The organism is Micromonospora sp. WMMC264, assembly GCF_027497275.1.
GTDB lineage: Bacteria > Actinomycetota > Actinomycetes > Mycobacteriales > Micromonosporaceae > Micromonospora > Micromonospora chalcea.
The window spans coordinates 1,062,305-1,075,685 of record NZ_CP114907.1; the positions used below are offsets into that span (position 1 = coordinate 1,062,305).

Annotated in this window: 11 protein-coding genes; 9 read left to right on the forward strand and 2 right to left on the reverse strand. The window is 72.0% G+C overall.

Going from position 1 to position 13,381, the window contains the following annotated elements; translation table 11 throughout:
- Position 1 precedes the first annotated feature (1 nt).
- From O7542_RS05035 to O7542_RS05065, 7 genes are all read left to right on the forward strand, one after another.
- The gene (locus O7542_RS05035; protein WP_064445307.1) at positions 2–1,306 is read left to right on the forward strand and encodes a cysteine desulfurase; all 1,305 of its coding nucleotides are present in this window, start codon (positions 2–4) and stop codon (positions 1,304–1,306) included.
- Positions 1,306–1,779: a Fe-S cluster assembly sulfur transfer protein SufU gene (gene sufU / locus O7542_RS05040; protein ID WP_064445308.1), complete on the forward strand. Its 474-nt coding sequence runs from the start codon at positions 1,306–1,308 to the stop codon at positions 1,777–1,779. Before O7542_RS05035 ends, sufU begins: the two co-directional genes overlap by 1 nt.
- Positions 1,776–2,213 (forward strand): metal-sulfur cluster assembly factor, encoded by a 438-nt coding sequence (locus O7542_RS05045; RefSeq protein WP_104113561.1) that lies wholly within the window; start codon positions 1,776–1,778, stop codon positions 2,211–2,213. The genes sufU and O7542_RS05045 overlap by 4 nt, the downstream gene beginning before the upstream one ends.
- Positions 2,214–2,643: 430 nt before the next feature.
- Positions 2,644–3,351 carry a LysE family transporter gene (locus O7542_RS05050; protein WP_281605764.1) on the forward strand — a complete coding sequence of 236 codons (708 nt, stop codon included), beginning with the start codon at positions 2,644–2,646 and terminating at the stop codon, positions 3,349–3,351.
- Positions 3,352–3,567: 216 nt separating this feature from the next.
- Positions 3,568–7,260 (forward strand): M12 family metallo-peptidase, encoded by a 3,693-nt coding sequence (locus tag O7542_RS05055; RefSeq protein WP_281605765.1) that lies wholly within the window; start codon positions 3,568–3,570, stop codon positions 7,258–7,260.
- Between the two features lie 85 nt (positions 7,261–7,345).
- Positions 7,346–7,984 (forward strand): acVLRF1 family peptidyl-tRNA hydrolase, encoded by a 639-nt coding sequence (locus O7542_RS05060; protein ID WP_069089096.1) that lies wholly within the window; start codon positions 7,346–7,348, stop codon positions 7,982–7,984.
- 165 nt (positions 7,985–8,149) lie between these two features.
- Entirely contained in the window at positions 8,150–9,361 is a 1,212-nt protein-coding gene (locus O7542_RS05065) for a chromosome condensation regulator (RefSeq protein WP_043329648.1), read from the forward strand.
- Positions 9,362–9,430: 69 nt separating this feature from the next.
- Here O7542_RS05065 and O7542_RS05070 read toward each other — a convergent pair whose 3' ends face one another.
- Complete coding sequence (locus O7542_RS05070; protein ID WP_064446425.1) at positions 9,431–10,345, reverse strand: neutral zinc metallopeptidase; 915 nt, start codon at positions 10,343–10,345, stop codon at positions 9,431–9,433.
- A 247-nt stretch (positions 10,346–10,592) separates the two neighbouring features.
- On the opposite strand from O7542_RS05070, the gene O7542_RS05075 reads away from it, so the two are divergent.
- Positions 10,593–12,200 (forward strand): ABC-F family ATP-binding cassette domain-containing protein, encoded by a 1,608-nt coding sequence (locus O7542_RS05075; protein WP_043329650.1) that lies wholly within the window; start codon positions 10,593–10,595, stop codon positions 12,198–12,200.
- Between the two features lie 46 nt (positions 12,201–12,246).
- On the opposite strand, the gene O7542_RS05080 is transcribed toward O7542_RS05075, so the two are convergent.
- On the reverse strand, positions 12,247–12,849 hold the full coding sequence (locus O7542_RS05080) for a cadmium resistance transporter (RefSeq protein WP_281605766.1): 603 nt from the start codon (positions 12,847–12,849) through the stop codon (positions 12,247–12,249).
- Positions 12,850–13,151: 302 nt separating this feature from the next.
- Between O7542_RS05080 and O7542_RS05085 the strand changes: the two genes are divergently transcribed.
- The gene (locus O7542_RS05085) at positions 13,152–13,379 is read left to right on the forward strand and encodes a helix-turn-helix domain-containing protein (RefSeq protein WP_007072022.1); all 228 of its coding nucleotides are present in this window, start codon (positions 13,152–13,154) and stop codon (positions 13,377–13,379) included.
- Positions 13,380–13,381: the final 2 nt, after the last annotated feature.

The following is a 13,381-nucleotide window of genomic DNA, read 5'->3' on the forward strand; positions in this document are numbered from 1 at the left end:
CATGACCTCGATGGCCATCCCGGCGGGCATGCCGCAGTACGACGACGTGCCGCGCTTCGACGTGGCGAAGGTGCGGGCCGACTTCCCGATCCTCGACCGGGAGGTTAACGGCCACCCGCTGGTCTACCTGGACAGCGCCAACACCTCGCACAAGCCGCGGCAGGTGCTCGACGTGCTCGCCGAGCACTACGCGCTGCACAACGCCAACGTGTCGCGCTCGGTGCACACGCTGGGCACCGAGGCCACCGAGGCGTACGAGGGCGCGCGGGCGAAGATCGCCGCGTTCATCAACGCGCCGAGCGTGGACGAGGTGGTGTTCACCAAGAACTCCACCGAGGCGATCAACATCGTGGCGTACGCCTTCTCCAACGCCTCGCTGCGCGCGGACGGCGACCCCCGGTTCCGGCTGGGCCCCGGCGACGAGATCGTGATCTCCGAGATGGAGCACCACTCGAACATCGTCCCGTGGCAGCTGCTCGCGGAGCGCACCGGCGCGACGCTGCGCTGGTTCCCGGTCACCGACCAGGGCCGGCTCGACGAGTCCGGCCTGGACGACCTGGTCACCGAGCGGACGAAGATCGTCTCGCTGGTGCACATGTCGAACATCCTCGGCACCGTCAACGCCACCTCGCGGATCACCGCGCGGGTCCGCGAGGTCGGCGCGCTGCTGCTGCTCGACTGCTCGCAGTCGGTGCCGCACCTGCCGATGGACGTGGTCGACCACGACGCCGACTTCATCGTCTTCACCGGGCACAAGATGTGCGGCCCGACCGGCATCGGCGTGCTCTGGGGCCGGGGCGAGCTGCTCGCCGCGATGCCCCCGGTGATGGGCGGCGGCTCGATGATCGAGACGGTGACCATGGGCGGCTCGACGTTCGCCGCGCCGCCGGCCCGGTTCGAGGCGGGCACCCCGCCGATCGCCGAGGCGGTGGCGCTCGGCGCCGCGGTGGACTACCTCACCGCGATCGGCATGCCGGCCATCCAGTGGCACGAGAAGGAGCTGACGGCGTACGCGCTGGACGCCCTCGCCACCGTGCCCGGCCTGCGGATCTTCGGCCCGACGGTGCCGGTGGGCCGGGGCGGGACGATCTCGTTCGCGCTCGGTGACGTGCACCCGCACGACGTCGGGCAGGTGCTCGACTCGCTCGGCGTGCAGGTGCGGGTGGGCCACCACTGCGCCCGGCCGGTGTGCACCCGGTTCGGGGTGCCGGCCACGACGCGGGCGTCGTTCTACCTCTACACCACCACCGCGGAGATCGACGCCCTGGTGGCGGGTCTGGAGCGGGTGCGGAAGGTGTTCCAGTGATGCAGCTCGAATCCCTCTACCAGGAGATCATCCTGGACCACTACAAGCACCCGCACGGCCGCGGCCTGCGGGACGCGGCGGACCCGGCCGCCCGGGTCGGCGAGGCGCACCACGTCAACCCGACCTGCGGCGACGAGATCACCGTACGGGTGGCGACCGACGGCACGGTGTTCACCGACATCTCGTACGACGGGATGGGCTGCTCGATCAGCCAGGCGTCGGCGAGCATCCTGCACGAGCTGCTGCGCGGCAGGGCCGCGAGCGACGCCGCGGTGGTGCACGAGGCGTTCGTGCAGTTGATGTCCGGGCGGGGCCAGGTCACGCCGGACGAGGACGTGCTCGGAGACGGGGTGGCGTTCGCGGGTGTCGCGCGCTACCCGGCCCGGGTGAAGTGCGCGCTGTTGTCGTGGATGGCGTTCAAGGACGCCGCGGCACGCGCCGGGGTGGGCGTGAGCCCGGAGGTGAAGGCATGAGCGACGAGAACATGACCCCCGAGGCTGGCGCGGTGGCGACGGACGGCGCGGCCGTCAACGGTGCTGTTGCCGGCGGCGCGGCCGCGGGCGCGGCGGCGCCGGCCGGCGGCAAGGCCGCTATCGGCGACATCGAAGAGGCGATGAAGGACGTCGTCGACCCCGAGCTGGGCATCAACGTGGTCGACCTGGGCCTGGTGTACGGCGTCCACGTCGACGACGACAACGTGGCCACCCTGGACATGACGCTGACCTCGGCGGCCTGCCCGCTGACCGACGTGATCGAGGACCAGGCCCGGCAGGCGCTGACCACCGGTCCCGGTGGCGGCCTGGTGAACGACATCCGGATCAACTGGGTGTGGCTGCCGCCGTGGGGCCCCGACAAGATCACCGACGAGGGGCGCGACCAGCTCCGCTCGCTCGGCTTCAACGTCTGACAGTTCTCCCGGTCACCGCCACGGGCGCGGCACCCTTGAGGGGTGCCGCGCCCGCGGTGTTCTCTCGGCATGATCGACACCGTTACGCCGATGTGGTGTGGTCGGAGTGGCTTTGATGCCGCCACATTGGCGAAGTGGTGTCGATCAAGGTGACGTGGCGGCACTGCCACCGGCGTTGGTGCCCCGAACAGCGAGATCTTGGTACGAGATCGCCCCTGCGGGGGCAGATTCGTACCAAGATCTTCAGCCCAACCCAGCCCAGCCCAGCTCGAACCCGGGGCGCGGGAAAACCGGTTTCGGGGTGGGGGAGTGGGGCGCAGGATGAGCGGGTGATCGAGGCGTACCCGAAGCAGACTCCTGTCCGTGCGGCCACCGCCGCGCGTCGACAGCGCATCCTGCCGCCGGCCGCCTCGGCCCACCACCCCTCGTCGTGACCGGGGCGTTCCTGGCCGGCCTGGTCGCCGGCTACGGCGTCGCCATCCCGGTCGGCGCGATCGCGATCCTCATCCTCGGGCTCAGCGCGCGTACCTCGTTCCGGGTCGGTTCGGCGGCGGCGCTCGGCGTGGCCACCGCCGACGGGCTGTACGCGGCCGTGGCGGCGCTGGGCGGGGCAGCGGTGGCGAGTGGCCTCGCGCCGTTCGCGGGTCCGCTGCGGCTGATCGCCGCGGGGGTGCTGCTGGCCCTCGCCTGCCTCACCGCCTGGCGCGCGATGCGCCCACCCGCCCCGGCGCAGGAGCCGAACTCACCCGCCCCGGCGCAGGAGCCGAACTCACCCGCCCCGGCGCAGGAGCCGAACTCACCCGCCCCGGCGCAGGAGCCGAGTCCGCGGGGTGGCCTGGACACGCCGGTGCGGGCGTTCGCCGCGGTCCTCGCGCTGACCCTGCTCAACCCGGCCACAGTGGTCTACTTCGTGGCGCTCGTCCTCGGCCGGGGCGACGTGCTCGGCTCCGGCGGGGCAGGTGCGATCGCCTTCACGGCCGGGGTGTTCCTCGCCTCGGCCAGCTGGCAGCTGCTGATCGCCGGCGGCGGCTCGCTGATCGGCCGGGCCCTCACCGGTCCCCGTGGGCGGCGGGTCACCGCGCTGCTGTCCAGTGTCATCATCGCCGCCCTCGCGGTCGCCACAGTGCTCGGCGTCTGACCGAAGGGGACGGCCGCGGCCCGACGGCATCGATCGGATTCCGGGAGCCGGGACGACCTGGAGCATCGTCCGGACGCAACCGCATCATCTTCGCGGCTGATGTTCGGAGTCGCGAGTGGTCCTAGGGTCACGGAACAATCCGTGGACCGTTCACGTACATCCGGTCATCCCCACCGGTCGTGCGTCGATCCACACCAGACCCAGCAGGGAGAAGACTTGAGGATCACCCTGTGGCGTCCGCCGCGCGACCGGCAACCCGCCCGGCGCGGACGGACCGCTGCCCTCCTCGTCGCCGCGCTGGCCGCGGCGACGCTTCCCGTTCTCGCGGCGCCCGCGCCCGCCTCTGCCGCACCCGGCGTCCACGGGCCGTGGCAGAAGGTGGACGGCAAGCCGGCGGCCACCAAGGCGGGCCGCCAGGCCGCGATCAAGGCCAAGCGGCTGACCGCGTACAAGCTGGACCGCGGCACCATGAAGGGCCTGCTGGACAAGGCGCCGGCCGAGAAGCGCGTCGCGGTGGCCCGGGTGGCGAAGCAGGTGGTGTCGCTGCCCGCTCCGGACGGCACGTTCCAGCGCTTCGAGCTGGTCGACTCGCCGGTCATGGAGGCCGGCCTGGCCGCGAGGCACCCGGAGATCACCACGTACGCCGGCAAGGGCCTGGACGACCCGGCCGCGACCATCCGCGCGGACCTCACCCCGCTCGGGTTCCACGCCTCGGTCCGGTCGGCCAAGGGCAACTGGTACATCGACCCGTACTACCAGCGTGACCAGAGCCTGTACGCGAGCTACTTCGCCCGCGACCTGGAGCACCCGGAGGGCGAGTTCGTCGAGCGTGCGGACGTCACGCAGGAGGCGCACGCCCTGGCCGAGGAGATCGCCGAGGCGGAGGTCCCGGCCGGGCCGCTGGTGAAGCTGCGCACCTACCGGGTGGCGCTGGTGACCGACCCGTCGTACGCCACCTACTTCGGCGCGGAGAACGTCACCGCCGCGAAGGTGACGCTGATGAACCGGGTCACCCAGATCTACGAGGACGAGACGGCGATCCGGCTCGTGCTGATCAACGACACCGACAAGACCAACCTGAACACGCCGGCCCTGGCCACCGAGCCGAACGGCCCGTGCGGCGCGGCGGCCTGCTTCACACCGGCGCAGCTCACCTCCTGCGGCAGTGGCACGCTCAGCCGTAACCGGATCGTGCTCGGCCAGCTGGTCGGCGCGAGCAACTACGACGTGGGCCACGTCGGCCTGGGCGTCAACGGCGGCGGCGTGGCCAGCCTCGGCGTGATCGGCGGCAACGGCAAGGCGCAGGGCTGCACCGGCCTGCCGACACCGGTCGGCGACTTCTACGCGGTCGACTACGTCTCGCACGAGATGGGTCACCAGTTCGCCGGCAACCACACCTTCAACGGCACCCAGTACAACTGCTCGGGCGGCAACCGCAGCGCGGCCAACTCGTACGAGCCGGGCAGCGGTTCGTCGATCATGGCGTACGCGGGCATCTGCCAGCAGGACAACCTCCAGCCGCACAGCGACCCGTACTGGTCGCACCGCAGCTACACCGAGATCACCAACTACGTCACGTCGAACCGCCCGGCCATCAACGAGGTGCAGAACGTCTCGCTGTACGGGTTCGACGCCGACGGTGACTCGTTCACCATCAGCTACGCGGGCAGCGACTCGGCGCCGATCACGCGGGGCTTCAACTACACCACCGCGGGCATCAAGGCGGCCATCGAGGGCATCGCCGGCTGGCCGGCCGGCGCGACTGTCACCGTGGCCGCGTTCGGTGGCAGCGGCACGCTCAACGACAACGGCTTCCAGGTGACGTTCGGCGGCACGCTGGCGACCACCAACGTGGCGTCGCTGGAGCTGACGAACGCCTCCGGCGCCTCCGGTTTCGTCGGTGAGACGGCCAAGGGCGGCGCCATCGACAACGGCGGCTGGCTGGTCGAGGAGACCACCAACCACGCCCCGGTGGTCACCGTCCCGGAGACCGTCACCATCCCGGTGCGTACGCCGTTCGCGCTGACCGGCAGCGCCACCGACGCCGACGGCGACACCGTCACGTACCTGTGGGAGCAGAACGACAGGGGCGCCACGACGGGCACCGCGCTGACGAACAACACGAAGGTCAACGGTCCGCTGTTCCGGGTGTTCGGCGAGGCGGCGATCGTGTCGCCGACGGACACGCTGAAGTACTACTCGCCGGGGCTGAACGCGGTCACCACCGACTCGACCCGGGTGTTCCCGGACATGCGGCAGATCCTGGCCGGCAACACCAACGCGGCCACCGGCGCCTGCCCGGCTGCCCCGGCGCCGCCGGCCACCGGTGGCGCGTCGAACGTGCCGGCCGAGCTTGTCGACTGCTACTCCGAGTTCCTGCCCACCCGCGACTGGGTCGGCATCGCGGGTGACCGGACCCTGCACTTCAAGCTCACCGCCCGGGACGGGCGGCTGGGTGGCGGCGGCATCGGCAGCGGCGACGTCGCCGTGGTGCTGGCGCCGGACGCGGGTCCGTTCCTGGTGACCTCGCAGGGCGCCGCCGCCGTCCTGGACGGCGGCTCGACCCAGACCGTGACGTGGGACGTGGCCGGCACCGACGTGGCGCCGGTGAACGCCGCGCAGGTGAAGATCTCGCTGTCCGCCGACGGCGGGCTGACCTTCCCGTACGTGCTGGCGGAGCAGACCGCCAACACCGGCTCGGCGACGGTGACGCTGCCGAACGTGGCGACCGGGAAGGCCCGGATCAAGATCGAGGCGGTCGGGAACGTCTTCTTCGACGTCAACGACGCCGACTTCACGATCCGGTCCGCCCCGACCGTCACCAGCACCGCCCCGGACGGCGTGAGCGTCCAGTACAGCGACGCGCTCTCGCCTGCCGTCACGGTCACCGCCACCGACGGCGACACCACGGGCGCGGACCTGACCGCCGCCGCCACCGGGCTGCCCGCCGGCCTGTCCCTGGCCGTCACGAGCACCTCCGCGGCCGACGCCCGGCCGGGCTCGCGTACCTGGACGGTCGCCGGCACCACCACGGCGGCACCGGGTGCCTATCCGGTCACGGTGACCGTCTCCGACGGCTCCGGGCTGACCGGCAGCACCTCGTTCACGATCACGGTCACCGCCGAGGACGCGGCGGTCAGCTGGGCCGGTGACACGCTGGTGAACACCGCGACCGGCGGCGCCTCCGGCAAGGCCCTGCTGCGGGCCGTGGTCCGGGACAGCTCGGTGCTGCCCGGCGCGACGGACACCACAGCCGGTGACATCCGGACCGCCACCGTCACCTTCACGAAGGACGGCGTGACGCTCTGCGCCGCAGTGCCGGCCCTGCTGGGCACGGCCACCACGAGCGCGTCCGCGGCGTGCGAGGCCACGCTGCCGAAGGGCACGCACACCGTCACCGCGACAGTGGGCGGCAACTACACGGGCAGCACCACCGCGCAGGTCACAGTCGCCGTCTCCGACGGCGGGTTCCTCACCGGTGGCGGTCACCTGACCGCCACCCGCTCGGCGGGCACCTACCCGGCCGACGTGAACTCCACCGTCGAGGTGGAGCTGAACGCGAAGCCGGGCAAGGCGAACAAGCCGGCCACCGGCAAGGCCGAGATCGAGTTCCGCTCCGGCGGGAAGGCGTACACGATCAAGGCCGGCACCGTCGACGCGCTCGGCGTCACCTCGGCGGGCAAGGTCGCCCAGGTGCGCTACCAGGCCGCCCTGTACGACAACAAGGGCAAGCTGGTGGCCTCCGGCCTGACGCTGACCGTCACGGTGACCGACCGGGGCGCCCCCGGCAGGAACGACACCGTCGGGGTCACGCTGTGGAAGGGCGGCTCGCTGCTCTTCTCGTCCGACTGGACGGGCGGCGGCACCGCCGAGGTCACGCTGAAGGGCGGCAACCTCACCGTCCACTGATCCACCCGGTAGACGCGGGAGGGCACCGGTCACGGTGTCCTCCCGCGTTGCGTTCCCGGGTCCGGCGATGGCGTACCGTCGGGCCATGAGCAGCCGACCCGCCGCCGGCGGCGGCCGGTGGGTCGAGGTCGACCCCGGCCGCGTCGCCCGCTGGGTCGAGGGTTTCACCGACCGGCACGGCCCGCCCACGACCACAGTCCAGGAGTACGGGCTCCTCCTCACCGCCCCGGACGACGCCACCGCCGAGCTGCACACCCCGCCCGGGGCGAGCGCGTCGGCGGACGTACCCGGATTCGTCGCCTCCGCCACCGCGGCCCGCCGGATCGGTCTGCTGCTTGCCCGCAAGGGCGCTGTCGCGGTCGGCGTCGCCGACGGCGCCGACCTGGTGGTCTCCAAGGTGGACACCCGGTACGTGCAGGGGCGTACCGCGGCGGGCGGCTGGTCCCAGCAGCGGTTCGCCCGGCGGCGCGACAACCAGGCGAAGGCGGCCCTGGGCGACGCGGCCGAGCTGGCCGTACGCCTGCTGTTGCCGGAGGCCGGAACGCTGTCGACGCTGGTGTGCGGCGGCGACCGGCGCGCGGTGGACACGGTGCTGGCCGACCGGCGGCTGGCCCCGCTCGCGGCGCTGCGCGCGCCGCGCCTGCTCGACGTGCCGGAGCCCCGGCACGCGGTGCTGGTGGCCGCCGTCGCGGCCGCCCGGGCGGTCCACATCCTGGTCCGCTGAACAGGAAAGATCACCTCAAGACGGCGCAATCCCGCTCCTCGATGATGCATCGAATCGACTCGATGCCTATCGTCGGTGTCACGAAGCGGCGGGTCTCCGGGCGACCCGCAGGGGCAGCTTCGCCTCCGCCATCACGCGCCGACATCGTTGGGAGACAACAACTTCATGAGCGGATATCAGGACGGCCGGCTGCGAGCCCGGTGGCGCCGTGCGACGAGACTCCTCGTCGCGGCGGCGGCAATGAGCGCCGGAAGCCTCGTGCTCACCGCCACACTCACCGCCGGTACGGCGAACGCGGGCCCGGCGCAGCGCGCCGCGCTCGCCGCGCCCACCGTCAGCAGCGTCACCGCGGGCGGCGCGCACACGTGCGCGATCAGCACCGACGGGGGACTGTGGTGCTGGGGCTCGAACTACGGCGGTCAGCTCGGCGACGGGACCACCACGAACCGCAGCGCCCCGACGCGGGTCGGCACCGCCACCTGGACGAACGTCGACGCCGGCACCGGGCACACCTGCGCGGTCCGCACGGACGGGACGCTGTGGTGCTGGGGCTCGAACTTCCGGGGCCAGCTCGGCGACGGGAGCACCACCAGCCGCAGCGCCCCGGTGCAGGTCGGCACCGCGACCACCTGGGCCCGGGTCGACGCCGGCCCCCAGCACACCTGCGCGATACGCACCGACGGCACGCTCTGGTGCTGGGGCTTCAACCGGACCACCCAGCTGGGCGTCGGCGCCTCGCCGTACGTCGCGAACACCCCGCTGCAGGTCGGCACGGCCACCGACTGGGTGAGCGTCTCGACCGGCTACGGGCACACCTGCGGTATCCGGACCGGCGGCACGCTCTGGTGCTGGGGGGCCAGCTCGGACGGCCAGCTCGGGCTCGGCAACCTGACGCCGCAGACCGCGCCCGCGCAGGTCGGCACCGCGACCGGGTGGACCGGCGTCGCGGCCGGGTACGCGCACACCTGCGGGGTCCGCGCCGGCGGGCTGTGGTGCTGGGGTGAGAACGGATACGGTCAGCTCGGCGTGAGCGGCTCGTACCGGACCGCGCCGGTGCAGATCGGCACCGCCACCACGTGGAACCGGATCGCCGCGAGCAGCGACACGTCCTGCGCGTCGCGTACCGACGGGACCCTCTGGTGCTGGGGCAAGAACTCCGCCGGCCAGGTGGGCGACGGCAGCACCACCCACCGGTCCGCGCCCGCGCAGGTCGGCACCGCCACCAGCTGGACCGGCGGGCTCGCGGTCACCGACCACGGCTGCGCGATCCGTACCGACGCCGGCCTGTGGTGCTGGGGCGACAACAGCGGGGGCCAGCTCGGTGACGGGACGACCGTCAACCGGTCCACTCCGGCTCAGGTGACACTGCCGGCCTGACCGGCCCCGGAAACGACATCGGCCCGCACCGCCGTCCGTGGCGGTGCGGGCCGATGCGCCGAGCGGGGATCAGGTCCCGGCGCCGAAGGTGTCGCAGGACTTCGGGTCACCGGTGGTGAAGCCCTTGGTGAACCACTGCTTGCGCTGCTCCGAGCTGCCGTGGGTGAACTCGTCCGGGTTCACCGGGCGGCCGGAACGCTCCTGGATCGCGTCGTCGCCGATCTTCTCGGCGGCGTCGATGGCCTGGGAGATGTCCTCCTCGGTGATGCTCTTGAAGATCTTCTGCCCGCGGTCGTCGGCGGTGCCGGTGGCGTTCTTCGCCCACGCGCCGGCGTAGCAGTCGGCCTGCAGCTCCAGCTTCACCGACAGCGCGTTCGCGCTCTGCGGGTCACGCTCCTGCTGGCGGCGCATCTGCGCCTCGGTGCCGAGCAGGTCCTGCACGTGGTGGCCGTACTCGTGGGCCAGCACGTACGGCTGGGCGAACTCGCCCTTGGCGCCGAGCTGGTCGGCCAGCAGCCGGTAGAACGTGAGGTCGATGTAGACCTGGTCGTCGGCCGGGCAGTAGAACGGGCCCACGCCGGAGTCGGCGGCGCCGCAGGCGGTGCTGACGTTCTGGCTGAAGAACACCGTCTTCGACGGCTTGTACTGCTCGCCGAACGCCTCCGGCATCGCGGTACGCCAGTACGCCTGGATCGAGTTGACGTAGAGGGTGTTGCGGCAGTCGAGCTGCTCCAGCGCGTCCTGCGCCGAGCACTTCTGCTCCAGCGAGGTGTTGTCGCCCTGCTCGGAGCCGCCGCCGTTGGTGGCGGCGTTGAGGCCGAAGCCGCCGCCCACCAGGGCGACGAGCACGGCGATGATGATGCCCACGATCCCGCCCCGGCCGCCGCCGATCGGGATCGGAATGCCCATCCCGCCGCCTCCGCCGGACCCTCGCCGGTCGTCCACCTGGCTGGTGTCGACCCGCGCGTTCTCGTTCAGCTCCATGTTGACCCCGATCACCGATGTGTCCGTTTGTGATGGTTGCGGTACCGGACCGGGTCCGGACGGCGGATTTCGTACCCGATGATCTTGCACGGTAATCCGGCGGAGGGGGCCCGCGGGGACCGGTACACTTGCCCCCGTGCTGCGCTGCGAAGGCTGAACCGCCCCGCGCCGACGGGAAAACACCACCCGCCGGCGCTTTCGCGTGCCCTGAGTCAGCCCTTCCGGACCCGAGAGCGAGTACTCCGAGATGATCACTGCCACCGGCCTGGAACTGCGCGCCGGTTCCCGGATCCTGCTGTCCGACACCACCCTGCGGGTGCAGCCGGGGGACCGGATCGGCCTGGTCGGGCGCAACGGCGCCGGCAAGACCACCACGCTCAAGGTGCTCGCCGGCGAGGGACAGCCGTACGGCGGCCAGATCGACCGGCGCAGCGCCATCGGCTACCTGCCGCAGGACCCGCGCACCGGCGACCTGGACGTCACCGGACGGGACCGGGTGCTCTCCGCCCGCGGTCTGGACGTGCTCATGGCGCAGATGAAGGAGCTGGAGAACAAGCTCGCCGAAGGCGCCGACGACGAGCGGCTGGTCCGCCGCTACGGCGCGCTGGAGGACCAGTTCGCCTCGCTCGGCGGCTACGCGGCCGAAGCCGAGGCCGCCCGCATCTGCGCCAACCTCGGCCTGCCCGACCGCGCCCTGGCGCAGACCATCGGCACGCTCTCCGGCGGTCAGCGCCGCCGCATCGAGCTGGCCCGGATCCTGTTCCGCGACGCCGGCGAGAACGGCGGCGGCATCCTGCTGCTCGACGAGCCCACGAACCACCTCGACGCCGACTCGATCACCTGGCTGCGCGGCTTCCTCGCCAACCACAAGGGCGGCCTGATCGTGATCTCCCACGACGCCTCGCTGCTGGAGGCGGTGGTCAACAAGGTCTGGTTCCTGGACGCCACCCGGTCCGTGGTCGACACGTACAACCTGGGCTGGAAGGCGTACCTGGAGGCGCGGGAGACCGACGAGCGGCGCCGCCGCCGGGAGCGCGCAAACGCCGAGAAGAAGGCCGGCGCGCTGATGGCGCAGGCGGACAAGATGCGGGCCAAGGCCACCAAGACCGTCGCCGCCCAGAACATGGCCCGGCGCGCCGAGCGCCTGCTCTCCGGCCTGGACGAGGTCCGCGTCGCGGACAAGGTCGCCAAGGTACGGTTCCCGAGCCCCGCCCCGTGCGGCAAGACGCCGCTGACCGCCACCGGCCTGTCCAAGTCGTACGGGTCGCTGGAGATCTTCACCGACGTCAACGTGGCGGTGGACCGGGGTTCCCGGGTGGCCATCCTCGGCCTCAACGGCGCCGGCAAGACCACGCTGCTGCGGATGCTCGGCGGGCTGCTGGAGCCGGACACCGGCGAGGTACGCCCCGGGCACGGGCTGCGGCTGGGCTACTACGCCCAGGAGCACGAGACGCTCGACGTGGACCGGACGATCCTGGAGCACATGCGCAGCGCCGCGTCCGACCAGACCGACACCGACCTGCGCAAGATCCTCGGCGCGTTCCTCTTCTCCGGCGAGGACGTGGACAAGCCGGCCGGCGTGCTCTCCGGCGGCGAGAAGACCCGGCTGGCGCTGGCCACGCTGGTCTGCTCCGGCGCCAACGTGCTGCTGCTGGACGAGCCGACGAACAACCTCGACCCGGTCAGCCGTGAGCAGGTGCTCGACGCGATCGCCCGCTACCCGGGCGCGATCGTGCTGGTCACGCACGACCCGGGTGCGGTGACCGCGCTCAAGCCGGACCGCGCGATCCTGCTGCCCGACGGCGACGAGGACGCCTGGTCCGACGACCTGCTGGAGCTGGTCGAGCTGGCCTGACCCGCCCTCTTTTCCCGGTGGGCCGGGTCGGGGCGGGTCGGGTCGGTCAGGTCAGGAGATCGGCCAGGTGGGGGAGGACGCCGGAGGTGAGCAGGATGGTCGCGCCGATGACTATGAAGATCACCGGCACCAGCCAGTGGCCGGCGCGGCCGACCAGGGCCACCACCCGGGGGTGCCCGCCGAGCGCGGCGGCGACCGCGCACCACACGGCCACCAGTAGCGCGAACACCAGCAGCCAGACCAGGCCGGTGGCCGGGTCGAGGGAGCGGAACACCGGCACGTAGACGGCGATGTTGTCGGCTCCGTTCGCCACGGTCACCCCGGCGACGCCGAGCAGGCTGCCGACCACCGCCGGCGGCTCGTCGTCGTCGCCACGGGACATCAGCGCGCGTACGCCGAGCGCGATCGGCAGCAGGCCGAGCAGGCCGGGCCACGGGTCCGGCACCACGAGCAGCCCGGCGGCGGCCACCACCGCGACCGCGACGAGCGCGCCGATGCCCGCGTACTGCCCGGCGACGATCTGCCAGGGCCGGGGGCGTCCGGTGTGCCGGAGGGCCACGAACAGCACCGTGAGCACGACGATGTCGTCGAGATTGGTGGCGGCGAAGACACCGGCGGCACCCGCCGCGGCCGTGATCACGTCAATCACCCCGGGCACGATACGGCCCGCCGCACCGGCCGTCGCATGATCCACACCAGTTCGCCGAAGTGGAGGTGTCCGGAGCACGGTGACGCAGCCACTTCGGGGAGGTGGTGTCGATCATGGGGGAGGATGCGCTCGTCCGGCGGGGCGGTACGGATCAGCCGGTCGGAAGGATCACTCTATCGGGAAGCTGACATTGCGTAGCGTGTCGGTTGGCGAATAGTTGATATCTGGCGCATGATCGTCCGAGGCGGTCTAATAGGTGGGACCGTATCCGAACCGCACAGTCTGGGACGTGAGGGATCAGCATGGCAGCCACCGGCACAGCCACCAGCACTGAGAAGGGTCGCCGGATCGTCGGGGCCGAGCGTCAGACGCTCGCCAAAGACCTGGTAAAGCGGTACACCGGGGGTGAGAGCATCCGTGCTCTGGCGGCCTCTACCGGCCGTTCCTACGGGTTCATCCACCGTGTGCTCACCGAATCCGGCGTGCAGCTGCGGCAGCGCGGCGGCGCCCGGCGCCGGAAGAAGGCGTGACC